The following is a 22751-nucleotide window of genomic DNA, read 5'->3' on the forward strand; positions in this document are numbered from 1 at the left end:
CCCATGTGGCCCCTGATCAAGATCCTGCCCGTGAAGACGAACTTCGAGTTCGTCCGCTTCGCCAAATTCGCCGCTCTCCTCTCGGCGCTGGCGGTCATCGCCTCGCTCGCCCGTGCGTTGATGCCGTTCGAGCCTCCCTGCGGCGGCCTGAACTGCGGCATCGACTTCACCGGAGGCACGGTGATCGAGCTGTCCACCGCGCCGAAGCAGGTGGACCTCGGCGCCGCCCGCACCGCCATGGAGGGCCTGAATCTCGGCGACCCGCAGGTGCAGGGCTTCGGAGACGGCACCGCCGCCATGGTGCGCTACCAGGCCCCTCCCGGCGCTCACCCGGATCAGGTCGTGCAGCAGGTCGAGGCGGCCCTGGCCCGCGCGCTGGGGCAAGTCACCTTCGATTCGCCGGACGTGGTCGGGGCGAAGGTTTCCGGCGAGCTGTTCACCAGCGGCCTTATGGCGCTGGGCCTCGCGATCCTGCTGATGCTGGTCTACATCTGGTTCAGGTTCGAACTGCAGTTCGGCATTGGCGCGGTCGTCGCGCTGTTCCACGACGTGATCCTCACCTTCGGCGTCATCGCCTTCTTCCGGCTGGAGTTCAGCCTGACGACGGTGGCCGCCATCCTCACCGTCATCGGCTACTCAATGAACGACACGGTGGTGGTCTTCGACCGCCTGCGCGAGAACCTGCGCAAGTATAAGCGCATGCCCTTGCGTGAGATTATTGACATCTCCATCAACGAGACCTTGTCGCGCACGATCATCACCGGCGTGACGGCGGTGCTGGCGCTCGCCGGCCTTGCTGTGTTCGGCGGTCCGACCCTGTTTGGGATGTCAATGGTGCTGGTGTTCGGCATCATCATCGGCACCTACTCTTCGATCTACGTCGCAGCGCCTGTGATCCTGCTTTGGGGCGTCAAGCGCGGCGAGGAAGAGGCCCAGCCGCTGAAGCCGGCCGACGTCCGGCCGTAACGGCAGACTGGCCGTGGCCCGCGATGCGCCCACAATCGACGCCTACGGCGGCGGCGGCTTCCGCCTCTCGGGGGAGCGGCATGAGGGGTCGCTGCTGATCCTGCGCGACGAGGCGCGCCGGTGGGAGGTGGCGACGCTGGGCGGGCTCGACGTGGCGAGCCTTGAGCCGGTGCTGGCCGCCGGACGCGCCGAGGTCGAATTCCTGCTGTTGGGCGTTGGTCCACGCAACGCTCCGCCGCCGCGGACCGTGCGCGAGGCGCTGCAGGGCGCCGGCATCGGCCTGGAGTTCATGGACACGCCGTCGGCAGCCCGGCTCTACAACGTGCTGACCGCTGAAGGCCGCCGCCTCGCGGCCGCGCTGATCGCGGTCTAGGCCACATCCTTCCGCAGCGGCCGCTTTGCGCCTGCGGCAAAACGACCCTATACCTGACGCTCCAGGTAGGATTCGAGGGCTACAAGATGGCTGGGCTGCTTTCAAATTTCCGCAACACCATGATCGTCAGCGTGATCCTCGCGCTGATCATGGTCGCTGCCTATTCGCAGGGCCCGCAGGGTCTCGACGCGACCTTCTGGCAGGCCGTTTTCCGCTGGCTGCACACCTTCTTCGGCATCCTGTGGATCGGGTTGCTCTACTACTTCAACTTCGTCCAGATCCGGAAAATGCCGGAGGTCCCGGCCGAACTGAAGCCGGGCATCTCGAAGTACATCGCGCCCGAGGCGCTGTTCTGGTTCCGGTGGGGCGCGCTGCTCACCGTGCTGATGGGCCTGCTCCTCGCTTACAGCCGCGGCGCGGATTACGCCCATGAAGCGCTGACCTTCGGCCTGTTCGGCGGCTATTCGGCCGGCGACGACCGCTTCACCCTGCTCGGCCTCGGCATGTGGCTGGCGATCATCATGTTCATCAACGTCTGGGCGTTCATCTGGCCGAACCAGAAGATCGCGCTCGGGATCGTGGACGCGGACGCCGACGCGAAGGCGAAGGCCGGCCGGACCGCCATGCTGTTCTCGCGCACCAATCTGTTGCTCTCGATCCCGATGCTCACCTCCATGACCATGACCCAGACGGTCTACGGCTGAGCCCGACCAAATCTGCGGAGAGGCCCGCCCCTCGGGGCGGGCCTTTTTCGTTGGAGCGAGGATGAGCGAGGACCTTCTCTCAACCCAGGCCGGCGAGCTGGACCAGATGGTCCGCCGCGTCGATCCCGACCGCTGGCTCTCCAGCCGGTTCATCGGTGACGCTGCAGCTCGGGCTGACGTCATCGCGATCTATGCCTTCGACCACGAGCTCGCCCGCGCGCCGAAGGTGGCCTCAAACCCCCTGCTGGGCGAGATCCGTCTCGCTTGGTGGGGCGAGGTGCTGGATGAGATCTTCGAGAACCGGCCGGTGCGGCGACACCCCGGCGCCCAGGCCCTCGCGACTGCGGTCCGGCGCCACGCCCTGCCGCGGGCCCCGCTCGAGGCCATGCTCGATGCGCGTTACCGCGAACTCGACCCGAGCCCCCTGTCGGTGGACGAGGCTGTGGCCTGGGCGGGAGACACCGGGGGGCGCGCGGCCGAGCTGGCTGCGATGATCCTGGATCCAGCCGGCGAGCCGACGAGAGCCCGCGAAGCCGGGTCCGCCTGGGCCCTGGCCCGCCGCGCGCGGACCGAAGCGGCCTTGGCGCCAGCGGCCCACACGCTGCTCGTCCGCGCCCGGCAGGGCGTAACGACCGTCAGCGTCGCAGCCTTCCCGGCGGTCGCTCACGCCGCCCTGATCGGACATGGCGGTTCGGAGCTCACCCGCCGCCTTCGGCTCACCTGGGCGGTCGCGCGCGGGCGGCTCTGACTACTCCGCGGCCTCCAGGACCGGTGCGCCGGTGCGCCAGGCGTCCAGGTCCGCCAGGGCGCGCTCGCCCATCAACCGCTTCTTGGCCCGACCACGCTCCTTGTTCGGCAGCCGCTTGCCTTCAGCATCCCGTTTGGGGGCTTCCAGGGGCGGCAGCAGACCGTAGTTGATGTTCATCGGCTGGAATGAGCCGGAGCCCCCGTCGAGGTGGCCTCCGGTGATGTGGTTCACCAGCGCGCCCAGCGCTGTGGTCGCCGGCGGGGCTTCGATCGGCCGGCCGAGCCGCTCGGCGGCCGCCAGGCGGCCAGCCAGGAGCCCGACAGCGGCGCTCTCCACATAGCCCTCGACCCCAGTGACCTGGCCAGCGAACCGCAGCCTCGGCTGCGCCTTCAGGCGGAGCTGGCGGTCCAGCAGCCGGGGCGAGTTCAGGAAGGTGTTGCGGTGCAGGCCCCCAAGCCTGGCGAACACCGCCTTCTCGAGCCCGGGGATCATCCGAAAGATCTCGGTCTGGGCGCCGTGCTTCAGCTTGGTCTGGAAGCCCACCATGTTCCACAGGGTGCCCAGCGCATTGTCCTGTCGCAGTTGCACGACCGCCCAGGGCTTCTGGTCCGGCTTGTGGGCGTTGGTAAGTCCGACGGGCTTCATCGGCCCATGGCGCAAGGTCTCGCGCCCCCGTTCCGCCATCACCTCGATCGGCAGACAGCCGTCGAAATAGGGGACATGCTCCCAGTCCTTGAACTCGGACTTCGGTCCCGCCAGCAGTGCGTCGATGAAGGCGTCATACTGCTCCCGATCGAGCGGGCAGTTGATGTAGGCCGCCGCGTCGCCGCCGGGCCCTTCCTTGTCGTAGCGCGACTGGCGCCAGGCCACCGACATGTCGATGGACTCGAAGTTCACGATCGGGGCGATGGCGTCGAAGAAGGACAGCTGGCCTTCTCCGGTGAGCTCAAGGATCGCATCCGCCAAGGCCGGTGAGGTGAGGGGACCCGTCGCCACCACGACACTGTCCCAGTCGGCCGGCGGAAGACCGGCGACTTCCTCTCGGGCGATCGTCACCAGGGGATGGGCCTGCAGTCGGGCCGTGACGGCTTCCGAGAAGCCCTCGCGGTCCACGGCCAGCGCCCCGCCGGCCGGGACCTGGTGGGCGTCCCCACAGGCCATGATGATCGAGCCCAGCCGGCGCATCTCCGCGTGCAGCAGGCCGACCGCATTCCCGGACCAGTCATCGGCGCGGAAGGAGTTGGAGCAGACCAGTTCGGCAAGGCGATCCGTCTGGTGCGCGTCGGTGCCGCGGACCGGACGCATCTCGTGGAGGATCACCGGCACGCCGGATTCTGCGATCTGCCAGGCGGCTTCCGATCCGGCCAGTCCGCCGCCGACCACGTGTACAGGGGCTGTCGTCATGCGTGGCTAACTAGCAACGATCGTCCCCCTTCGCGAGCGGGGCCTTGCGCGGGCGTGCGGCGGAGAACAGGTTGCAGCCGGAGGGCCGGCGACTCGTTTACCTGAACGTGTCCGGCCAAGGGACGAGAATGAACCAGTTTTCGGCGAGTGAAGCCGCTCTGGAGGGCTTCCGCCTGATCCGCTCGCGACCCGGCACCATGCTGGCCTGGGCGGGGGTCTATTTTCTGGGCATCCTGGTGATCGGCGGACTTATGGGCGTGGCTTTGGGACCACGTTTCGCTGAGGCCATGCGGCTGGTCGATGCTTCCGAAAAGGTCGACGCAGTCGCCTCGATCCTGACGGAGTCCTGGCCGGCGTTCCTGCTCGTCCTGCTGGTCGTAGCCACACTGATGTCGGTTCTGATCGCCGGCATCTATCGCCTGGTCATGCGCCCGGAGGAGCCCGGCCTCGCCCATCTGCGGGTGGGCTCGGACGAGTTCCGGCTGACGGCCGTCAACCTCCTGCTGTTCTCCATCGGCTTCGTGTGCCTGTTTGCAGCCATCGTGGCGCTGACGCTCGTGCGGGAGACCGGCTCGCTGTTTTCCATCCTCCTGCTTGTGGTGGTCCTCGCGCTGACCGCCTGGCTGGGGGCGCGGCTGTCCATGGTGACGCCGATGACCTTCGCCAGCCGCAGGGTTGCATTTGGCGAGGCGTGGGCGATGACCCGCGGCCGGATGTGGCCGCTGCTGGGCATGATGCTGCTGGCGGCCATCTTCTATGTGATGATCTGGCTGGTGATCAGCCTCGCAGGCGCCGCGGTCGTCTGGATGGCCGGCGGGCGCGAAGCGCTGGAGGGGCAGTTGAGCGTCATCACCGTGGTCGCCGGGGTGGCCACCGTGGTCATGCAGTTCCTGCTCTACGTCCTGCAGATCGTGATGATCTACGCGCCTTTCGCGGTGGCCTATCAGCAGATCACCGGCCAGCCGGTGACGCACCGGTGAGCCGGTTCTCGGCCAGTGACGCCGCCGTCGAAGGCTTCCGCGTCCTTGGCCGGAGCTGGCGGGTGGTGCTGGGCTGGGCCCTCTTCAACCTGCTCGGCCTCATCGCGGCCTGCGTCCTGGCCGGCGTCCTTGTCGCCATCGCCGCCTTCGCCTCGGCGGCCAACGCGGCCGGAGCCGGCGCGGCGGGCGGTGCGATCGCCGCCATCGTCTTGGCGCTGGCCATGCTGGCCTTGCCGGTGGTGATCGTGGCGGCCCTGTTCCGCATGCTGTTGCGGGACGATCCGCCCGGGCTGTTCCACTTGCGGCTTGGGCGTGACGAGCTGCGCCTCGGTGCGGTCTGGCTGGGCACGCTGGGGATCCTGCTGATCGTATCCGCCACCGCGTTCGCGGTCACCGGACTGTCGGCACGAGCCGGCGGGCCGATGTTCGGGATTCCCGCGGTGCTTGTTCTGCTGGCGCTGCAGATCTGGATCGCCCTGCGCCTGTCGCTGGCCGGGCCGATCACGGTGGCGGAACGCAAGATCGGCTTCGCCGCCTCCTGGCGGCTCACCCGGGGCCACGCCTGGTCATTGCTTGGCATGGCTGTCTTGGCCGGCTGCTTCCTGGCGATGATCCTGATCCTGGCCTGGCTGTTGCTGGCGATCGTTTCCGGCGCCGTCTCGGGTTGGGACGACCTTGGCCTGCTTCTGCGCGCCGATGCCGAGGCCATGCAGGAGCGGCCTGGCTTCTACATCGCCCAGCTGGTCATCGACTTCCTGTTCGCCCCGGTGCTCTGGGTGATCAGCCAGACGCCGCTGGTGGCGGCCTATCGCGCCTTCACGGCGCAGTCTCAGGCCTGAGCGCTCGGCCGCGCGGAGACCCGCGCGTGCCACGCCCCTACGCTCGCCAGCTCTTCGGGGACAGGCAGGCCGATCCAGGTGGCGAAGTCGACCGTCGTCAGGGCGCAGATGTCAGCCATCGTGTAGGTGGCGCCCGCCACGAACGGCCGCTCCCCCAGCTCCCGGTCCAGCCACTTCAAGGCGCCGGCGTAAGCCTCGCGGTTCGACTCGCCGAAGTCCTTGTACTGGGTGATCACAGAGGCGGTGAACGGATGGGCGTGCCGCCAGAAGGCGCCGACCGGGCCCATCACCGTGAACTCCATCCGCCGAACCCACATGTCCACCAGCGCCTTCTCCACGGGCGTCGTCCCGAAGAGGGGCGGATCGGGCTGGACCTCCTCGAAGTAGCGGCAGATGGCGACCGTCTCGGAAATGGCGGTCCCGTCGTCCAGAACGAGCGTGGGCACCTGGCCCAGCGAGTTTCGCGCCCGGTGCTCGGGGCTCTTGTGCTCCCGCTTCATCAGGTTGAGCGGCGTCTCAGGCAGGTCGACGCCCTTCTCGGCCAGGAAGATGCGCACCCGGCGCGGGTTCGGAGCCGGCATCGGCGCGCCGTAAAGGATCACTGGGTTGCTCCCCTCTGATGTTCTTGGCAGCTAGGCTAGGGCGATCGCCCCTGCGCGCCTAGGTCCGGAGTAAGCTCATGTTCAGCCGCCGCGCACTCCTCATCGGCGGCGGCGCAGCCGCCCTGGCGGGCCCGGCCATTGCGCGCGGCGCGCAGGATGCTGCGCTGGTCCAGCTGCTCTCGCGCCACATGGACGAGCACCTGGCCCTGTCGCCCGAGGCCGCCGCCTCGATCCTGAGCGACGCGCGAGGTCGGGCGGCCCGCGGCCGGCTGGACGACCGGTCGCCCGCGGGCAAGGCTGCGCAAGTGAGCGCCGCGCGTCGTTGGCGGTCAGAGCTTGCCCGCCTCCAGCCTGCCGCGCTCAGTCCGACCCGCCGGATGGACTACGACACCGCTGCGTTCGCCTATGAGATGTTGGCCGAGGTGGGCGCCCGCTACGGCTTTCAGGACCACGCCCTGCGGCCGGGACCCTACGTCGTCAATCAGATGGCAGGCGCCTACTACTGGCAGCCGCAGGCGTTCGCTCGCTCGCCGATGTCCACCCGGGAGGACGCCGATCTCTACCTCGCGCGTCTTGCGGCGTTCGCCACCGTGCTGGACGGGGAGGTGGCGAGCATCAGGGCGGATGCCGCGACGGGCGTGGCGCCGCCGGATTTCGTGCTCGACCGCACCCTTCGCCAGCTGTCTGACCTCCGCGCCAGCGCCGCTCAGAGCCTCCTGGAGTCGCCGGCCCGCCGCGCCACTCAGGCGGGCCTGGGCGACGTGCCCGCCGCCGCGGGCGCCACCGTGGAACGGCAGGTGATCCCTGCCCTGGATCGGCAGATGGCCGCGCTCCAGGCGCTTCGACCGGCTGCCTCGGGCGAGGCTGGCGTCTGGCGCCTTCCCGATGGTGACGCCTGGTACGCTCTGGCGCTGCGCTCCAACACCACGGTGGCGACGTCCCCGGAAGCGATGCACCGCCTCGGGCTCGAGACCTTCGAGGCGCTGCGGGCGGAGCTTGACCTCCGGCTCCGCGCCCAGGGGCTTACCCAGGGCCCGGTCGGCGCGCGCATCCAGGCGCTGGATCGCGACCCGCGCCAGCTGAAGCCGGAAACTGACGCTGGACGCGCCGAGATCCTGCAGTTCGCACGCGAGCACCTCCCCCGGCTGTATGGGCTGCTGCCGCGGGCCTTCCGCACCCTGCCGGACCGGGACGTCACGGTTGACCGGATCCCCGTCGCCATCGAGGCGGGGGCGCCGGGCGCCTATTACGACGGTCCCCCGGCGGACGGCTCCCGGCCCGGCATCATCTCCATCAACCTGAAGACCACGGCCGAGTGGCCCACCTGGCGGCTGAAGACCCTGCTGCATCACGAGGGTGACCCTGGCCATCACCTGCAGCACGCGGTGTTCCGTCGAGCGGGCGGCGCCGACCAGCCGCTCTACAAGCAGTTCGCCCAGTACTCGGCCTACGTGGAGGGCTGGGCCCTCTACGCAGAGCAGGTGGCCGTGGAGATCGGCGCCTACGAGAACGACCCGTTCGGCGAGATCGGGGCCCTGCAGTCGGCGCTCTTCCGGGCCGCGCGGATCGTGGTGGACACCGGCATCCACCACAAGCGCTGGTCGCGGGCGCAGGCCACACGCTGGATGGTGGAGAACGCCGGCGAGCAGCCGGCTTCCGCCCAGCGGGAGATCGACCGCTACTGTGTCTACCCCGGCCAGGCCTGCGCCTTCATGGTCGGACGCCTGGAGCTGCTCAACACGCGGGAGGCGGCGCGGCGCCGCCTGGGCGCCGCGTTCGACGTGCGGGACTGGCACGAGGCCGTGCTCGCCGCCGGGCCCATGCCCATGGAAGTTCTGGCGCGGAACTTCGCCTAGGCGCGCGCCAGCTTCTTCTTGCGGGCGCCGCGACGTTGGCGGTGGCGCTCCAGCAGTTCGTGCAGGTAGCGGCCCGTCCAGCTGCGCGGGTTCTCGGCGACCTGCTCGGGGGCGCCCTGGGCGACGATCTCGCCGCCGCCGTCGCCGCCTTCCGGACCGAAGTCCACCAGCCAGTCGGCGGTCTTGATGACGTCGAGGTTGTGCTCGATCACCACCACCGTGTTGCCCTGGTCCGCCAGCTCGTGGAGCACCTCCAGCAGCTTTTTCACATCCTCGAAGTGCAGGCCGGTGGTCGGCTCGTCGAGGATGTAGAGCGTCTTCCCCGTGGCGCGGCGGGACAGCTCCTTGGAGAGCTTCACCCGCTGGGCCTCGCCGCCGGACAGGGTGGTGGCCTGCTGGCCCACCTTCACATAGCCGAGGCCCACCCGCTTCAGGGTCTCCATCTTCTCGCGGATCGGCGGCACCGCCTTGAAGAACTCGGCCGCTTCCTCGACCGTCATGTCGAGCACGTCGGCGATGTTCTTCCCCTTGAACATGATCTCCAGGGTCTCGCGGTTGTAGCGATGACCATGGCAGACGTCGCAGGTGACGTAGACGTCCGGCAGGAAGTGCATCTCGATCTTGATCAGGCCGTCGCCCTGGCAGGCCTCGCAGCGGCCGCCCTTGACGTTGAACGAGAACCGGCCCGGGCCGTAGCCCCGCGCCTTGGCTTCCGGCAGGCCCGCGAACCAGTCGCGGATCGGTTGGAAGGCGCCGGTGTAGGTGGCCGGATTCGACCGCGGCGTGCGCCCGATCGGGCTTTGGTCGATGTCGATGACCTTGTCGAAGTTCTCCAGGCCCTCGATCCGGTCGTGGGGAGCCGGCGCGTCCGAGGCGTTGTGCAGCCGGCGGGCGGCGGCCTTGTAGAGCGTTTCGATCGTGAACGTGGACTTGCCGCCCCCGGACACCCCGGTGATGCAGGTGAAGGTGCCCACCGGGATCTCGGCGGTGATGTTCTTCAGGTTGTTGCCGGTGGCGCCGACGACCCGGATGACCTTCTTTTTGGAGATCGGGCGACGGTCCTCCGGCACCTCGATCTCCCGGGCGCCAGACAGGTACTGGCCGGTGAGGCTCCTGGGGTTGGCCATCACCTCGTCGGGCTTGCCCTGGGCGATGATCTCGCCGCCGTGCACGCCGGCCGCCGGGCCCATGTCGATGACGTAGTCGGCCGTGAGGATGGCCTCCTCGTCGTGCTCGACCACCAGGACCGAGTTGCCGAGGTCGCGCAGCCCCTTCAGGGAGGTGAGCAGGCGGGTGTTGTCGCGCTGGTGGAGGCCGATGGAGGGCTCGTCCAGCACGTAGAGCACGCCGGTGAGGCCCGAGCCGATCTGGCTGGCCAGGCGGATCCGCTGGCTCTCGCCGCCCGACAGGGTGCCGGAAGCCCGTGACAGGTTCAGGTAGTCCAGGCCGACGTTCACCAAGAAACGCAGCCGGTCGTTGATCTCCTTCAGGATCCGGCGGGCGATTTCCATCTGCTTGTCGCTGAGGGCGCCGCTCAGGCCCTCGAACCACTCGCCGGCGTGGCGGATCGACAGGTGGCTGACCTCGCCGATGTGCTTGCCGGCGATCTTCACCGCCAGGGCTTCGGGCTTCAGGCGATAGCCGGCGCAGGCCTCGCACGGCGTCTCGGACTGGTAGCGGCCGAGCTCTTCGCGGACCCACGAGCTGTCCGTCTCGCGCCAGCGGCGCTCGAGATTCGGCAGCACGCCCTCGAAGGTCTTGTTGACCTCGTACTTGCGGGCGTTGTCGTCATAGATGAAGCGGATCTTCTCGCCGCCCGAGCCATGCAGGATGACCTGCTTGGCGCTGTCCGGCAGCTTGTGCCAGGGCACGTCCATTGAGAAGCCGTAGTGCCGCGACAGCGCCTGCAGCGTCTGGGTGTAGAGCGGCGAAGGCCCCTTCGCCCAGGGCGAGATCGCCCCCTTGTGCAGGCTGCGGTCCTTGTCCGGCACCACCATGTCGGCGTCGAAGGCCAGCTTGGCCCCCAGGCCGTCGCAGACCGGGCAAGCGCCATAGGGGTTGTTGAACGAGAACAGCCTGGGCTCGATCTCGCTGATGGTGAAGCCGGAGACGGGGCAGGCGAACTTCTCGGAGAAGATCAACCGGCGGGGCTCTTCCTCGCCCGGATCCTTGTCCGCCCACTCGGCCACCGCAATTCCGTCGGCGAGCTTCAGCGCCGTCTCGATGGAGTCGGCATAGCGGCCTTCGAGGCCGGCCTTGGTGACCAGCCGGTCCACGACCACGTCGATGTCGTGCTTGAACTTCTTGTCGAGCGCCGGCGCGTCCTCGATCGGATAGTACTCGCCGTCGATCTTCAGGCGCTGGAACCCGGCCCGCTGCCACTCGGCGATCTCCTTGCGGTACTCGCCCTTGCGGCCGCGCACCACGGGCGCCAGCAGGTAAAGGCGGGTGCCCTCCGGCAGGGCCGTGAGCTTGTCGACCATCTGGCTGACGGTCTGGCTCTCGATCGGCAGGCCAGTGGCCGGCGAGTAGGGTACGCCGACACGCGCCCAGAGCAGGCGCATGTAGTCGTGGATTTCGGTGACCGTGCCCACGGTCGAGCGCGGGTTGCGGCTGGTGGTCTTCTGCTCGATCGAGATGGCGGGGGACAGGCCTTCGATGAGGTCCACGTCCGGCTTGCTCATCAGCTCCAGGAACTGGCGCGCGTAGGCGGACAGGCTCTCCACGTAACGGCGCTGGCCCTCGGCGTAGATGGTGTCGAAGGCGAGCGAACTCTTGCCCGAGCCCGACAGGCCCGTCAGCACGACGAGCTCGCCGCGCGGGATGTCGACGTTCACGTCCTTGAGGTTGTGTTCACGCGCCCCGCGGACACGGATCATGTTCGTCTGGTCGGCCATCTTGTCTCGGAAACACTGAGCGCCCGCAGAGAGGTCCCCCGGGCGAGCTGGCAAATGTAGTTATCCGACTCGTAGATAACACCAGAACGCAAGCGGAACAAAGAACCTGCGTCGGGGCGCCGCGGGCTGCTGCCACAACGGTGGCAGCAGGGCGAACATTCAGCGACCGGCGCTTGCTTGCGCCGCGGCCTGGGCCTGCTCGAACACCCGCAGGGCGTTGCCGCCCCAGACCTTGGCGATGTCTTCCCGGGAATATCCCCTGGCCCGCAGAGCCGCCGTCACTTTCGGGAAGTCGAGGATGTCCTCGAACCCGGTCAGACCGCCGCCGCCGTCGAAGTCGCCGCTGACGCCCACGTGATCGATCCCCGCCACCTCGATGGCGTGCAGCAGATGCTTCATGAAGTCGTCGAAGGTCGCCCGCGGGGTGTTGTAGCGGGCCAGGATGGCGTTCCGCTCGGCGGTGAGGGCTTGCATCTGGCCGGCGGTCTTCGGCCGCCCGCCGAACTTGCGGTTCAGCTCGGCCAGCTCGCGGTCACGTTCGGCGCTCGGCGGCACGGTGACCATATAGTTGGAGAACGCGTTCAGCTGGATGACCCCGCCTTTGGCGGCAAGCTTGCGCATCAGGTCGTCGCCGATGTTTCGGGGATGGTCGAAAACAGCCTTGGCGCCGGTATGAGAGAGGATGATCGGCGCCTTTGAGAGCTCGATCATCTGCTCGGTCGCCGCATCGGAGGCATGGCTCGCGTCGATCAGCACGCCGAGCCGGTTGGCTTCGGCCACCCACTGACGGCCCAGCGGCGAGAGCCCGCCGTGCTCCGACTTGTCCGTGGCCGAGTCCGCTAGGTCGTTGTTGGTGGTGTGCACCGGGCTCATCATGCGCGCGCCGAGGGCGTGGAACGTCCTCATCAGGCTCAGGTCGCGGCCAAGCGGGTAGCTGTTCTCAAGGCTGATGAAGACGAACTTCTTCGGCGTATTGGCCAGCGCGCGCGCCTGCGCCGCGGTCGTCACCAGCTGGAATTTGTCCGGGTAGCGGGCGGCCATCTCGCGGATTTCGTTGATCCGGACCAGGGCGAAGTCGCGGGCGGCGGCATGGCCCTCGGGGGTCCGAGGGCCCTGAGCGGTGAAGACCACGAAGACGCCGCCGTCGACGCCGCCCGCCACCATGCGCGGGTAGTCGACCTGGCTGCCGTCCTTGCGGACATCATGCCGGTCGATGATCCGCCAGCCCTCGACGCTGAACAGGGCGGGCGTGTCGAAATGGGTGTCCAGCACCGTCAGCCCCTCGTGCAGGCTGCGGTCGGACCGGCCCTGCGCAGTCGCGGAGGTGGCGCAGGCGATAAGGGCGGCGGCGAGTGCGGCGGTACGAGGGGACACGGACGGCTCCAGCTCTGGCAAGAGCGCGACCGTAGCCGCAGCGCACGGGCGGGGTCGAGCCGCCCGTGCGCCTGACGACCCTAGAAGCGGCGCGTGACGCCGATTTGGACGATCGGATAGTACTTGAAGTCGTCGGCGTCGTCCTGGAGGTCGGCCTCTTCCTGCCGCAGACGCGCCTGGAAGGTCGGATCGTTCGACAGCGTGCCGCCCGAGGCGCGCAGGCTGACGTCGGGCGCCTTTGACAAGGACACCCCGGCGAGCGCCCGGAAGCCCCAGGCGCCCTCGCTCGTGAAGGTGTTGTCGAAGCCGAGACCCACGAACGGCTGCGCCTTGGACATCTTGGCCTTGCCGTCGATGCGGCCCACCTGAGCCGGCGTGAACGTTGCGCCGCCGATATTCACCGGTCCGGCCGGCTGGGCGTCGAGCTCGACCTTGCGATCACCGAGGTAGGCGCCCGCCGAGACCAGGAAGGCGGAACCGCCCAGATGCCAGTCGGCGAACAGGCCGGCCGTCGCCGCCTTCAGCTTGCCGTCGTATTCGACGCCGGAATAGGTCTCGTCCCGGCTGTAGCTCAGCCAGTCGGCGCCACCGCGGACCACCAGGCTGTCGCTGACGCGGAACTGGGCCTCGACGCCGACCCCCGGCGTGCCGAGGTTGGCGCCGAGGGCGAACGAGCCCGATTGGGCGAGGGCGCCGGTGGCGGGCAGGGCGACAAGGGCTGCGGCCGCCGCCAGGATCTTCAGAATACGCAAGGAGACTTCTCCGGATGACTCTCTTCCCGTCCCGTCTAGGCCGCCTGGACGCGCCCGGCGACGGGGCGTCTCGCCGCGCCCCGCCTCTCGCACTGGGCTAGGCGCGGTCCACCCGGGCGGCGTAGCAGCCGCGGCCGGCGTTGTGCGCATGGAGGTAGGCGGCGCCCGGCGCAGCGAGCAGGCGCCGGATGGCTTCGTCCCACTCCGCCCCGGGCGCCAGCGCCGCGTCCACCATCATGCCCGCTTCATCGAAGGCCCGGAGGGAGATCATCGGCCGGACTGCGAGCGCTGGTGGAACGGAGGCCACGTACCGCGCGGCCTCTCGTGCGGACTCGTTGACGAAGATCGCGTGGCTCGAGCGATAGGGCGTGGCGGCGGCCTGATGCTCGTAGTTCAGCAGCAGCACGGTATCCCCCGGCGCGGCGTCCTCGAGGGTGATGCGGCATGGGAACCCCGGTCGGGCGTCCGCCCTCATGCGGATCACGCCGCGCTGGGCCAGGGCCGCGTCCGCCAGCCCGAACAGCGGCTGGAAGGCGCCCAGAGGCAGGCCGGAGACTATGTACGACATCGGTCGCTCCTGGGTCAGGCGGCGTCGTGGAAGATGAGGCCGAGCGTATGGCGGCGGCCGGCGCGAAGACGGCTGACGCCATGCCGCAGCTTGACGCGATAAGCCCCGCGGGCGCCGACGACTGGCCGCTCCCGAACCGGGAATACGACGGCGTCGCCCTGACGAAGCGGGACGACCTCGACGCGGGACTGCATGCGTGGCCGCTGCTCGGTCAGCACGAACTCGCCGCCTTCGAAGTCACGGCCGGGTTCGTCCAGCAGGATGGCGACCTGCAGCGGGAAGACGTGCTCGCCGTAGAGGTCCTGGTGCAGGCAGTTGTAGTCGCCGGGCTCATACCGCAGCAGCAGCGGTGTCGGCCGCGTCTGCCCGGCGGCGTGGCAGCGGGTGAGGAACTCGGCGTGACTGACCGGGAATCGGCTGTGCACGGAGAGCGCGGCGTTCCAGTCATTGGCGATCTGCGCGAGCGGCGGGTAGAGGCGGGTTCGCAGCTCGGTCACAAGGTCCGGCAGCGCATAGGCGAAGTAGCGGTATTCGCCCTGGCCAAAGCCGTGCCGAGCCATGTGGACCGTGCTGCGGAACAGCTCCTGGCGGTCGTACCAGCCGGCGACGCCAGCGCAGGTCTCCGGGGCCAACAGGCCCCGAAGGGGCGCGCAGCCGTGAGCGTTCAGCTGGGCGGCTGCGGCGATCCAATCGATGGTCTCGAGGCGGGGCAGGGCGGGGGCGGCGTCCATGCGCGAGAGATCGCCCCGGCCGCCCGCGGGCTCAATCTTGCAACCGCAACACAGGTCCGGAAGCCGCTAGAGCCAGGCGAGGTCGGTGCGTCGTCCGTCGACGATCAGCGCCTTCAGGCGCGCCTTGCCATCGCGGCCGGCGGAAAGGACGGCGAAGCCGCGCACGGCCACGGCGTTCACCGCCGCGGGCTCGGCTGGCCCCCGGAGAACGGGCGCGGAGCGCAGGGCGGCCTCGATCGCCTGCGCCTGACGCTGGTCGACGTGGAAGCGGTCGACGCCGAGGTCGAGCGGGAGGCGGACGCCGTCGTCCAGCGGGATGCAGGTGGCCGCCCCGCGCAGCACGACCTCGCCGAACTTCCGGGCGACAGCGCGCTCGGGGGCCCATCCGGCGAGCCGATGCGCCGCGCCCTCCCGACGCAGCGCCACCCAACCCAGTCGAGGGCTTTCGCCAAGCCGGGAGAGGCCGGGCGGGCAGGCGCTGCCGGCCGGCCGAACCTCTTCGACCGAAAAGGCGACGTAGTGGCCGGAGAGCGGACTGCGAGGATCGTAGGCGGCGATCGGCAGGACCACCTCGACGCCCCGGCTCCGCTCGACGCCTTCGTGGACCACCAGGCCGACAAGGGACAGGCTCAGGATCACGGCCGTGGCCAGGATACGCGCGGCCGGACCGGTCGTCATGCGGGGCTCCTGCGGCGCAGGGCGAGGGCGACGACCAGGGCCGCCACGGCGAGCCCGGCGAAAACCGCCGCGGCGGTGAGCAGGCCGACGCCCAGGTCAAAGAGCAGGACGAGGCCGGCTGCGATCAGGCTCACGACCCCCGCCGCCGTGACCACGGCGTGGCCATCATGGCGGCCGAGCGCGACCGCCGCGCCGGAGAGGGCCAGCCAGGCCACCGGGTGAAGGATGCGGGTGTCGTCGAGCCCAAGGCCGGCGGCTGCGAAATATCCTAGCGCGCCGATCACCAGCCAGCCGTAGAGCACGGTCGCAGGCCCTTCCATGCGCGGGCGGACCAGGCGGGCGCCCGCGGCCAACGCCGTGAACAGCAGGGCGCACAGCAGATAGACCGCGCGCGGCTGGCCGGTCAGGTCGGCGAGCGGCACGACCAGCAGCGCGGCGAAACCGGCCGCCTGGGCGAGCGGACCCGAGCGCCAGAGCAGCGACAGGCCCGCGGCCGCGGGCGCGGCGGCCAGGGTCCAGGGGAGCCACAGCCGCGGCTCCAGGCTCGCCTGTCCATAGCCGTCGCCGGCGACGATCAGCAGCACCGCGGCGGCCGCTGTCCAGGACGAGCGCCCGGCCAGCGCCAGGGCGGCGGCGGCCAGGCCCGCGCCGTGCAGGGCGTCTTGCGGCCGGCCGGCGATGTCGAAGATCTGGCCCGTCAGGCCGATGGCCGCGGCGAACACGAGGGCGGCGACGCTCAGCAGCACGTTCTTGGTCACCTCGCGCCCGCGGCGCGCGGCCCAGGCCGCGCCGCCGGCCGCGGCCAAAAAAGCGGCCAGGACCAAGGTGAAGCGGACGAGGCGCGGGATGTCCGACCAATTGGCCGCGACGAAGGCGATCACCGCGGCGCCGGCCAGGAAGGCCCCGATAGCCGACAGCGCCGTCGCTGCGTCCAGCCGGCGGTCCGCCGCGACGGTCTGCAGGATGGCCTCGCGGTTCGCGGCGGGCACCAGCCCGGCCGCGATCCAGCGCTCCAGGTCGCCTTCCAGGCGGCGTCGGTAGCTAGCCATGCGCGAGGAGACTGGCCGAGATCAGGGCGCCCGGCAATTGCCGGAACGGCGTTCGTGGCGTAGAAGGCGCGACCTTGCGAAGGAGCCTGAGACCCATGCGTCACGCGACGGACACCTGCCTCGTCCCGAACGTCCACGCCGCTCAGGTCTCCGATGCCCGCATTCGTCACTCTCGTTTCGCTTACCTACCGCGCGCCTGACGGCCGCACCCTCCTCGACAACCTGACCCTCAGCTTCGGCGCCGATCGCACAGGGCTGGTCGGCCGCAACGGAGTCGGCAAGACCACCCTGCTGCGGCTGGTCCTGGGCGAGATCGCGCCCACGTCAGGGACCGTCACCGTCCGCGGTCGGCTGGGCGTGCTGCGCCAGATTCTGGAACCGCCGCCGGGTGCGAGCGTCGCCGACCTGCTGGGCGTCGCCGAACCGCTCGCCAGGCTCGCCCGCATCGAGGCGGGCGAGGGCGACGAGGCTGACTTCGCTGAGGCCGACTGGGGGCTGGAGCCCCGGCTCGCGGCGGCTTTCGCCGACGTCGGGCTGCCGGGCCTCGACGTGGCGCGCCCCGCGGCCACCCTGAGCGGGGGACAGGTGACCCGGGCAAGCCTCGCCGGCCTGGTCGCCGCCCAGCCTGACCTGTTGCTGCTGGACGAGCCGACCAACAACCTCGACGCCCAGGCCCGGGCCCTGGTGGCGGAGGTGTTGGGCGGCTGGACGGGCGGTGCCGTGGTGGTCAGCCACGACCGCGAGCTGCTGCGCCGGATGGACCGCATCGTCGAGCTGACCAGCCTCGGTGCGAAGGTCTACGGCGGGGGGTACGACCTCTACGCCGAACGCAAGGCGGCGGAAGAGGCCGTGGCCGAGCGGGCGCTGGACGAGGCCGGGCGCGCGGTCGAGCGAGTGGCGCGAGAGACGCAGGCGGTCGCCGAGCGCAAGGCCCGGCGCGACGCGGCCGGCCGCCGATACGCCCGCTCGGGCTCGGCCCCACGGATCCTGCTGGGAGGTCTGAAGCGGCGGGCGGAGGAGAGCGCCGGCCGCGGCCAGGTGCTCGGCGAGCGGCTTCGCGACGAGGCGGCCGAGGCGCTGGCGCAGGCCCGCGCGCGGGTGGAGCAGGTCCGCACCTTGGCGTTCGACCTGCCGTCCTGCGCGCTGCCAACCGGCAAGCCGGTGCTGGCGCTCGAGCACGTGGCCTTCGCCTGGCCTGGCCGCGCCCCGGTGCTCCAGGAGGTGTCGCTGCAGATCGTGGGCGCCGAGCGGGTGGCGGTCACCGGTCCGAACGGGAGGGGCAAGACGACCCTGATCCGGCTGGCCGCCGGCGAACTCGCCCCCACCGCGGGACGGGTGCGCCGAGGCGTTCCCACGGCCTTCCTCGACCAGCAGACCGCCCTGCTCCGGGCGGACGAGACCCTCGTCCAGGCCTTCCAGCGGCTCAACCCGGAGGCGTCCGACAACGCCGCGCGGGCCGCGCTCGCCCGCTTCCTCTTCCGCAACGTGGCGGCCGACAAGCCGGTGGCGGAGCTCTCCGGGGGAGAGCGGCTGCGGGCGGCGCTGGCCTGTGTGCTGATGGCCGCGCGGCCGCCGCAGCTGCTGATCCTCGACGAGCCGACCAACCACCTCGACCTGGACTCCATCGCGGCCGTCGAGGCGGCGCTCGCCGGCTACGATGGAGCCTTGCTGGTGGTCAGCCATGACCCCGACTTCCTGGCGGCGGTCGGGATCCATCGCGTCCTGGCGTTGGGCTAGCCGAAGCCCTCCGCAAGCAGGACGATCGCGTCCGAGCCGGCGAACCGGTCTTCGGCGATCTTGCGGTACTCCGGCGAGTTGGCCCAGCCGAGCGCGGCTGCCCGGTCTGGGAAGGCGAGGACCACGAGCTTGCGCCCGTCCCACTCGCCTTCCATGGGCTCGGGGTTCTCCTCGGACACGATCAGCCTGCCGCCGTGCGCCTTCAGCACGGGCATGAAGCCCGCAGCGTAACGGCCGTAGGCCTCGCGGTCGTGGATGGCGATGCGGCCGACGATGTAGCAGGTCATGCCGCCGCCCTCCGCGCGATGACCCGGAACACGGCGTTGGCCCGCGCGCAGGGCTGTCCGTCGGCCGTGACGAAGGCTTGGGCGAAGCAGAGCGTGGAGCCCGGCTTCACGAACATGGTGTCGAACTCCAGCCACTCGCCCTTGTGGGCCAGGCCGAGGAAGTCGACGCTGAGGTTCACCGTCACCAGCCCGGTCTCAAGGCCCAGCCGACGGGCGCAGGAGAGGCCCATGGCGTTGTCGGCGAGCGCCGAGATCAGGCCGCCGTGCACGAAGCCGCGGCTGTTCGTGTGGGGGTCGGCGGCGCGCAGGCCAAGGACGACGCTGTCGCCGCTGGTGCGGCGGTAGAGCGGCTCCCAAGGTTCGGTCAGCGGGCTCTTGCGATCGTGGGGCTCGAAGCCGGCGGGGATGTTCATCATCGCCTCCATCACGCCGCCGCCAGTTTGGCGAGGCTTTCCAGCGTGCCCGCGCAGGCCCGCGCCGCCTCCTGGCCCTTCACGCGGAAGTGGCCGTGGAAGAAGCGCTGGTGGACGTCGTGCTCGTGGAAATGGTGCGGGGTGAGCACCACCGAGAAGATCGGGGTCTCAGTGGCGAGCTGGACCTGCATGAGGGCGCGGATCACCGTCTCGGCGACGAACTCGTGCCGGTAGATCCCGCCGTCCACCACGAAGCCCGCGGCGACGATGCCCGCGTACTTGCCGGTGCGGGCGAGGGTCTGGGCGTGCAGGGGGATCTCGAAGGCGCCTGGGGTCTCGAAGAGATCGACTGCGCCGGGCGGGAAGCCGAGGACGGTGATCTCCTCCATGAAGCCCGCGTGGGCCTCGCGGACGATGTCGGCGTGCCACAGCGAGTGGACGAAGGCGATGCGCGCGGCGCGGTAGGCGCCGTTGGCGGTGGGCAGTTCATAAGCGACTTGGGTCATGGTTCTCTCCCTGACCGGGTTCGAGGGACCACGACTCAGGGAGACGCCGAAGCGCGCGGGCGGAGTCCGCCCGTCACGCGACGACAGTTCTCATAACCGGACTATGACCGTCGGCCCCGGGATCACACCGGGTCTGCTCGTCCCCTCCTTCGCCGAGGCTCCGGAGGGCGCCCGCGGGCTCGTTCCTCCTTCGCCGAGGCTTGGAGGACATTACCGCCGGTGGGGAGTTTCACCCCGCCCTGAGAACGCAGGACGCCGAAAGGGCTTCGGCGTCGTACTCACCATGACATGGTGACGCTGCGTCAAACAAGCGTTTGAATCGTTGAAAACGAGGCCGCGGGCGCCCACCTCACGGCGGAGCTTCAGGAGGGCCATGGCATGTTTGATCACCTGTCGGTCGGGGTCCGCGACCTCGCCGCTGGGCGGCGGTTCTACGACGCCTTCTTCGGGCCGCTGGGCGCCGGGCTGCTGTCGGAGAAGCCGGGCGAGCTGGGTTACGGGCGGCCGGAGGTCGGCTCGGCCTTCTTCCTCTACCCGGTCGCCGAGGGGCCGGTGGCCGGGCAGGGCGCCCACATCGCCTTCACCGCCAACAGCCGCGAGACGGTCGACGCGGTGTACGCCCAGGCGCTGGCCCGCGGCGCGACCCCGCTGCGGGCGGCCGGCCCACACCCGGACATCGCCCCGGACTACTACGGCGCGGTCCTGCTCGATCCCGACGGCAACAAGCTCGAGGTCGTGCACGACACCATGCACTAGGCCCGGCGGTTGAGGGTGATGGCGGTGGCGGTCGAAGCGGGCTGGCCGGCCAGGGTCGCGCCGGGGCCGTAGCCGGAGGCCTGCTGGCGGCTGGCGGCGACCTCGTCGGCGATGGCGCGGACCAGGCCCTCGGTGATCAGCTTGGCGGCCTCGATGGCGCGGGCCTGGCGGGCCAGCACGGCGTCGAAGGCCTTGGTCGCCTGGATCAGCCGCTCCCGCTGCGCCACGGGCGCGGACTGGACGAGCGCCGGCTCGGCGCGCACCCGCAGGCTTTCGTGGCGGTAGAGGTTGGCCAGCCGCCCGGTCTCCTCGATGTTGGCGGCGGCGTCCTGCGGCCGGCGGTTCTCGAAGGCCTGGGACTCGTAGGCGATCAGCTCGGTGAGCCGCTCGGTCAGGATGATCAGCTGCTCCACGCGGTCGGCGGGGCTGTTGGCGGCAAGGGCCATGGTCGAAGTCCTCTAGCTCAGTCCCTGGAGTTTCAGCATCTCGCGGGCCACCTGGTCGGTCAGCCCGATCCCGCCGGCGCGGGTCATCTGCTTGGCCATGGCCTCGGTCATGAACGACTTGAACATGGCCTCGCCCTGGCCGCCGCCGAACGGGGCGGAGACCTCCACGCCCTCGAACATCTGCTGCAGCATGATCGAGAGGAACTGCTCCTCGAACTTCCGGGCGGTCTCGCGGATCTCGCCGCGCTTGGCGAGCTCGGCGGCCGAGGCGGCCCCGGCGCCGGCGGCCGGCTGGAGGAGGGCAGGGGCGACGGAGACCGGACCCATCACATCACCTCGATGTCGGCCTGCAGGGCGCCCGCGGCCTTGATGGTCTGCAGGATGGAGATCATGTCGCGCGGGGTGACGCCGAGCGCGTTCAGCCCCGACACCAGGCTGGAGAGCGAGGCGCCCTCGCGCAGGGTGACGAACTGGCGGCCGGTCTCTTCATCCACGGCGACTTCGCTTTGTGGGACCACCGCGGTCTCGCCCGTCCGGGCGAAGGGCGCCGGCTGGCTGACCGCCGGGCTCTCGCGCACGGTGATGGTCAGGTTGCCCTGCTGGATGGCCACGGTGGAGACGCGCACGTTCTCGCCCATGACGATCACCCCGGCCACCTCGTCGATCACCACCTTGGCCGGTGCGTCGGGGTCGACGGTCAGGTTCTCCACCTGGGAGACGAAGGTCATCATGTCGCGCCCGGCGGGCGGGCGGATGGCGACGATGGTCGGGTTCTCGGCGAGCGCCGAGCCCGGGTAGCTCTTGTTGACCGCATCGGCGATGCGCCGGGCGGTGGTGAAGTCGGGGTTGCGCAGGGTCATCCGCAGCTGGTCCATGCTGGCCAGCTGGAAGCCGATCTCCTTTTCCACGATCGCCCCGCCGGCGATGCGGCCCGCGGTGGGCACGCCCTTCGACACCGTCGACCCCGAGGCGCCCGACGCGCTGATCGAGCCCGTCTGCACCGTGCCCTGGGCCACCGCATAGGCCTGGCCGTCGGCGCCCAGCAGCGGGGTGACCAGCAGGGTGCCGCCCAGCAGGCTCTTGGCGTCGCCGAGCGCCGAGACCGTGGCGTCGATCTGCGCCCCGGCCGCGGCGAAGGCCGGCAGCTTGGCGGTGACCATCACCGCGGCCACGTTCTTGGTGTTGAGGTTGGCGTCGCGGGTGTTGACCCCCAGCCGCTCCAGCATGGCCTCCAGGCTCTGCTTGGTGAAGGGCGCGTTGCGGAGCGCATCGCCCGTGCCGTTCAGGCCGACCACGATGCCGTAGCCCACCAGCATGTTCTCGCGCACGCCCTCGAACTCGACGATGTCCTTGATGCGGCTCTTGGCGTAGGCCGGCGGGGCGCAGAGGCCCGCCACGGCGAGCGTCGCGACGAGAAGGCGGAGGAGGCGGATCATGGTTAACCGTGAAGCTGCGTCCGGCGGCGCCTTGCGACAGCCGTGCCAACTGCGCCGGGGGCGAAAAGCGCAGGAAATTCAGCGGTGAGGCTGGGCCGGGCGGCCGGCGCTCCGCGGCCCCGGCAGAAATTGCCCGGCATTAACCATACCGCAAGCGACGCAGCGCGACTCTGCCGCCGTGGGCCGGAGTGGGCCCGTGTTGGTGGGTCGGGGCGGATGAAGGTCATCGGACCAGGTGGGATCAGCCAAGCGGGCGGGCCGGGGAAGGCCAGGCCCTCGGGGGGAAGCGGCTTCCGGCTGCCCGGCGTCGGCCAGGCGCAGGGGCCGGCGGAGAGCCGGGGCGTCTCGGCGACCTCCAGCCTGATGGGCGTCGACGCCCTCCTGGCCCTGCAGGACGTTGGCGGGCCGCTGGAGCGCAAGCGCCGGGCGGTCACCCGGGCCGGGCGGATCCTTGACGTGCTGGACGAGATCAAGGTCAGCCTGCTTGACGGCAACCTCTCCGCGCATCAGTTGGAGCGGCTCACCCGCGCGTTGCGGGACGAGCGCGCCGCCACGGACGACCCCAAGCTGGAGGCGGTGCTGGAGGAAATCGAGGTGCGGGCGGCGGTCGAGATGGCCAAGCTTGAACAGGCGAGGCGTGCGGCGTAAT

General features: G+C 70.2%; 25 protein-coding genes and 1 riboswitch. Of the genes, 10 read left to right on the top strand and 15 right to left on the bottom strand.

The annotated features are described in order from the left end of the window. Positions 1–3: 3 nt before the first annotated feature. From secF to VIL67_RS14210, 4 genes are all read left to right on the top strand, one after another. Positions 4–966: a protein translocase subunit SecF gene (secF, locus tag VIL67_RS14195; RefSeq protein ID WP_332049561.1), complete on the top strand. Its 963-nt coding sequence runs from the start codon at positions 4–6 to the stop codon at positions 964–966. A gap of 13 nt (positions 967–979) precedes the next feature. Continuing rightward, positions 980–1339: an Mth938-like domain-containing protein gene (locus VIL67_RS14200; protein WP_332049562.1), complete on the top strand. Its 360-nt coding sequence runs from the start codon at positions 980–982 to the stop codon at positions 1337–1339. An 86-nt stretch (positions 1340–1425) separates the two neighbouring features. Next, positions 1426–2043 (top strand): hypothetical protein, encoded by a 618-nt coding sequence (locus VIL67_RS14205; protein WP_332049563.1) that lies wholly within the window; start codon positions 1426–1428, stop codon positions 2041–2043. A gap of 61 nt (positions 2044–2104) precedes the next feature. Further along, complete coding sequence (locus VIL67_RS14210) at positions 2105–2791, top strand: squalene/phytoene synthase family protein (RefSeq protein ID WP_332049564.1); 687 nt, start codon at positions 2105–2107, stop codon at positions 2789–2791. Here VIL67_RS14210 and trmFO read toward each other — a convergent pair whose 3' ends face one another. Beyond that, positions 2792–4195, bottom strand: a complete 1404-nt coding sequence (gene trmFO, locus VIL67_RS14215; RefSeq protein ID WP_332049565.1) for a methylenetetrahydrofolate--tRNA-(uracil(54)-C(5))-methyltransferase (FADH(2)-oxidizing) TrmFO — start codon at positions 4193–4195, stop codon at positions 2792–2794. 128 nt (positions 4196–4323) lie between these two features. Between trmFO and VIL67_RS14220 the strand changes: the two genes are divergently transcribed. Next, positions 4324–5175 carry a hypothetical protein gene (locus VIL67_RS14220; protein WP_332049566.1) on the top strand — a complete coding sequence of 284 codons (852 nt, stop codon included), beginning with the start codon at positions 4324–4326 and terminating at the stop codon, positions 5173–5175. Further along, positions 5172–6014, top strand: a complete 843-nt coding sequence (locus VIL67_RS14225; protein WP_332049567.1) for a hypothetical protein — start codon at positions 5172–5174, stop codon at positions 6012–6014. Before VIL67_RS14220 ends, VIL67_RS14225 begins: the two co-directional genes overlap by 4 nt. On the opposite strand, the gene VIL67_RS14230 is transcribed toward VIL67_RS14225, so the two are convergent. Then, positions 6005–6616, bottom strand: a complete 612-nt coding sequence (locus tag VIL67_RS14230; protein ID WP_332049568.1) for a glutathione S-transferase family protein — start codon at positions 6614–6616, stop codon at positions 6005–6007. The genes VIL67_RS14225 and VIL67_RS14230 overlap by 10 nt on opposite strands. 77 nt (positions 6617–6693) lie before the next feature. Here VIL67_RS14230 and VIL67_RS14235 point away from each other — a divergent pair, with 77 nt between their 5' ends. Further along, positions 6694–8472: a DUF885 domain-containing protein gene (locus VIL67_RS14235; protein ID WP_332049569.1), complete on the top strand. Its 1779-nt coding sequence runs from the start codon at positions 6694–6696 to the stop codon at positions 8470–8472. On the opposite strand, the gene uvrA is transcribed toward VIL67_RS14235, so the two are convergent. From uvrA to VIL67_RS14270, 7 genes are all read right to left on the bottom strand, one after another. Then, the gene (gene uvrA, locus VIL67_RS14240; protein ID WP_332049570.1) at positions 8469–11369 is read right to left on the bottom strand and encodes an excinuclease ABC subunit UvrA; all 2901 of its coding nucleotides are present in this window, start codon (positions 11367–11369) and stop codon (positions 8469–8471) included. The genes VIL67_RS14235 and uvrA overlap by 4 nt on opposite strands. Before the next feature lie 159 nt (positions 11370–11528). Continuing rightward, on the bottom strand, positions 11529–12743 hold the full coding sequence (locus tag VIL67_RS14245) for a dipeptidase (RefSeq protein ID WP_332049571.1): 1215 nt from the start codon (positions 12741–12743) through the stop codon (positions 11529–11531). 80 nt (positions 12744–12823) lie between these two features. Continuing rightward, entirely contained in the window at positions 12824–13495 is a 672-nt protein-coding gene (locus VIL67_RS14250) for a hypothetical protein (protein WP_332049572.1), read from the bottom strand. Between the two features lie 97 nt (positions 13496–13592). Beyond that, a complete protein-coding gene (locus VIL67_RS14255; RefSeq protein ID WP_332049573.1) occupies positions 13593–14063 on the bottom strand; it encodes a DUF1203 domain-containing protein in 471 nt (156 codons plus the stop codon). A gap of 14 nt (positions 14064–14077) precedes the next feature. Beyond that, positions 14078–14794 (bottom strand): 2OG-Fe(II) oxygenase, encoded by a 717-nt coding sequence (locus VIL67_RS14260; RefSeq protein ID WP_332049574.1) that lies wholly within the window; start codon positions 14792–14794, stop codon positions 14078–14080. A gap of 66 nt (positions 14795–14860) precedes the next feature. Then, the gene (locus VIL67_RS14265) at positions 14861–15472 is read right to left on the bottom strand and encodes a GDYXXLXY domain-containing protein (protein WP_332049575.1); all 612 of its coding nucleotides are present in this window, start codon (positions 15470–15472) and stop codon (positions 14861–14863) included. Next, a complete protein-coding gene (locus tag VIL67_RS14270) occupies positions 15469–16521 on the bottom strand; it encodes a DUF2157 domain-containing protein (RefSeq protein ID WP_332049576.1) in 1053 nt (350 codons plus the stop codon). The genes VIL67_RS14265 and VIL67_RS14270 overlap by 4 nt, the downstream gene beginning before the upstream one ends. 153 nt (positions 16522–16674) lie before the next feature. Here VIL67_RS14270 and VIL67_RS14275 point away from each other — a divergent pair, with 153 nt between their 5' ends. Then, the gene (locus VIL67_RS14275; protein ID WP_332049577.1) at positions 16675–18258 is read left to right on the top strand and encodes an ABC-F family ATP-binding cassette domain-containing protein; all 1584 of its coding nucleotides are present in this window, start codon (positions 16675–16677) and stop codon (positions 18256–18258) included. Here VIL67_RS14275 and VIL67_RS14280 read toward each other — a convergent pair. Genes VIL67_RS14280 through VIL67_RS14290 form a run of 3 tightly spaced genes read right to left on the bottom strand, consistent with a single transcriptional unit; the run spans position 18255 to position 19464 of the window. Continuing rightward, a complete protein-coding gene (locus VIL67_RS14280; RefSeq protein WP_332049578.1) occupies positions 18255–18545 on the bottom strand; it encodes a DUF1330 domain-containing protein in 291 nt (96 codons plus the stop codon). The genes VIL67_RS14275 and VIL67_RS14280 overlap by 4 nt on opposite strands. After that, positions 18542–18958, bottom strand: coding sequence for a PaaI family thioesterase (locus VIL67_RS14285; protein WP_332049579.1), 417 nt, complete (start codon positions 18956–18958; stop codon positions 18542–18544). Before VIL67_RS14285 ends, VIL67_RS14280 begins: the two co-directional genes overlap by 4 nt. Before the next feature lie 11 nt (positions 18959–18969). Further along, on the bottom strand, positions 18970–19464 hold the full coding sequence (locus VIL67_RS14290) for a 6,7-dimethyl-8-ribityllumazine synthase (RefSeq protein ID WP_332049580.1): 495 nt from the start codon (positions 19462–19464) through the stop codon (positions 18970–18972). Positions 19465–19546: 82 nt separating this feature from the next. Continuing rightward, positions 19547–19715, bottom strand: a riboswitch (FMN riboswitch). Positions 19716–19842: 127 nt separating this feature from the next. On the opposite strand from VIL67_RS14290, the gene VIL67_RS14295 reads away from it, so the two are divergent. Next, positions 19843–20220, top strand: a complete 378-nt coding sequence (locus VIL67_RS14295; RefSeq protein ID WP_332049581.1) for a VOC family protein — start codon at positions 19843–19845, stop codon at positions 20218–20220. Here VIL67_RS14295 and VIL67_RS14300 read toward each other — a convergent pair. Genes VIL67_RS14300 through VIL67_RS14310 form a run of 3 tightly spaced genes read right to left on the bottom strand, consistent with a single transcriptional unit; the run spans position 20217 to position 22102 of the window. Next, complete coding sequence (locus VIL67_RS14300; RefSeq protein WP_332049582.1) at positions 20217–20666, bottom strand: flagellar basal body protein; 450 nt, start codon at positions 20664–20666, stop codon at positions 20217–20219. The two genes, VIL67_RS14295 and VIL67_RS14300, sit on opposite strands and share 4 nt — an antisense overlap. Before the next feature lie 12 nt (positions 20667–20678). Next, positions 20679–20993 carry a rod-binding protein gene (locus tag VIL67_RS14305; RefSeq protein ID WP_332049583.1) on the bottom strand — a complete coding sequence of 105 codons (315 nt, stop codon included), beginning with the start codon at positions 20991–20993 and terminating at the stop codon, positions 20679–20681. Next, a complete protein-coding gene (locus VIL67_RS14310) occupies positions 20993–22102 on the bottom strand; it encodes a flagellar basal body P-ring protein FlgI (RefSeq protein WP_332049584.1) in 1110 nt (369 codons plus the stop codon). The genes VIL67_RS14305 and VIL67_RS14310 overlap by 1 nt, the downstream gene beginning before the upstream one ends. 216 nt (positions 22103–22318) lie before the next feature. Between VIL67_RS14310 and fliX the strand changes: the two genes are divergently transcribed. After that, positions 22319–22750: a flagellar assembly regulator FliX gene (fliX, locus tag VIL67_RS14315; protein WP_332049585.1), complete on the top strand. Its 432-nt coding sequence runs from the start codon at positions 22319–22321 to the stop codon at positions 22748–22750. The last annotated feature ends 1 nt before the right edge of the window (position 22751 follow it).

The organism is Phenylobacterium sp., assembly GCF_036563385.1.
Taxonomy (GTDB): domain Bacteria; phylum Pseudomonadota; class Alphaproteobacteria; order Caulobacterales; family Caulobacteraceae; genus Phenylobacterium.

Coding starts and splice junctions, on each gene's coding strand:
- secF (WP_332049561.1), top strand. CDS start 4: ATGTGGCCCCTGATCAAGATCCTGCCCGTGAAGACGAACTTCGAGTTC.
- VIL67_RS14205 (WP_332049563.1), top strand. CDS start 1,426: ATGGCTGGGCTGCTTTCAAATTTCCGCAACACCATGATCGTCAGCGTG.
- VIL67_RS14210 (WP_332049564.1), top strand. CDS start 2,105: ATGAGCGAGGACCTTCTCTCAACCCAGGCCGGCGAGCTGGACCAGATG.
- trmFO (WP_332049565.1), bottom strand. CDS start 4,195: ATGACGACAGCCCCTGTACACGTGGTCGGCGGCGGACTGGCCGGATCG.
- VIL67_RS14220 (WP_332049566.1), top strand. CDS start 4,324: ATGAACCAGTTTTCGGCGAGTGAAGCCGCTCTGGAGGGCTTCCGCCTG.
- VIL67_RS14235 (WP_332049569.1), top strand. CDS start 6,694: ATGTTCAGCCGCCGCGCACTCCTCATCGGCGGCGGCGCAGCCGCCCTG.
- uvrA (WP_332049570.1), bottom strand. CDS start 11,369: ATGGCCGACCAGACGAACATGATCCGTGTCCGCGGGGCGCGTGAACAC.
- VIL67_RS14255 (WP_332049573.1), bottom strand. CDS start 14,063: ATGTCGTACATAGTCTCCGGCCTGCCTCTGGGCGCCTTCCAGCCGCTG.
- VIL67_RS14260 (WP_332049574.1), bottom strand. CDS start 14,794: ATGGACGCCGCCCCCGCCCTGCCCCGCCTCGAGACCATCGATTGGATC.
- VIL67_RS14265 (WP_332049575.1), bottom strand. CDS start 15,472: ATGACGACCGGTCCGGCCGCGCGTATCCTGGCCACGGCCGTGATCCTG.
- VIL67_RS14270 (WP_332049576.1), bottom strand. CDS start 16,521: ATGGCTAGCTACCGACGCCGCCTGGAAGGCGACCTGGAGCGCTGGATC.
- VIL67_RS14275 (WP_332049577.1), top strand. CDS start 16,675: ATGCCCGCATTCGTCACTCTCGTTTCGCTTACCTACCGCGCGCCTGAC.
- VIL67_RS14280 (WP_332049578.1), bottom strand. CDS start 18,545: ATGACCTGCTACATCGTCGGCCGCATCGCCATCCACGACCGCGAGGCC.
- VIL67_RS14285 (WP_332049579.1), bottom strand. CDS start 18,958: ATGAACATCCCCGCCGGCTTCGAGCCCCACGATCGCAAGAGCCCGCTG.
- VIL67_RS14290 (WP_332049580.1), bottom strand. CDS start 19,464: ATGACCCAAGTCGCTTATGAACTGCCCACCGCCAACGGCGCCTACCGC.
- VIL67_RS14295 (WP_332049581.1), top strand. CDS start 19,843: ATGTTTGATCACCTGTCGGTCGGGGTCCGCGACCTCGCCGCTGGGCGG.
- VIL67_RS14300 (WP_332049582.1), bottom strand. CDS start 20,666: ATGGCCCTTGCCGCCAACAGCCCCGCCGACCGCGTGGAGCAGCTGATC.
- VIL67_RS14305 (WP_332049583.1), bottom strand. CDS start 20,993: ATGGGTCCGGTCTCCGTCGCCCCTGCCCTCCTCCAGCCGGCCGCCGGC.
- VIL67_RS14310 (WP_332049584.1), bottom strand. CDS start 22,102: ATGATCCGCCTCCTCCGCCTTCTCGTCGCGACGCTCGCCGTGGCGGGC.
- fliX (WP_332049585.1), top strand. CDS start 22,319: ATGAAGGTCATCGGACCAGGTGGGATCAGCCAAGCGGGCGGGCCGGGG.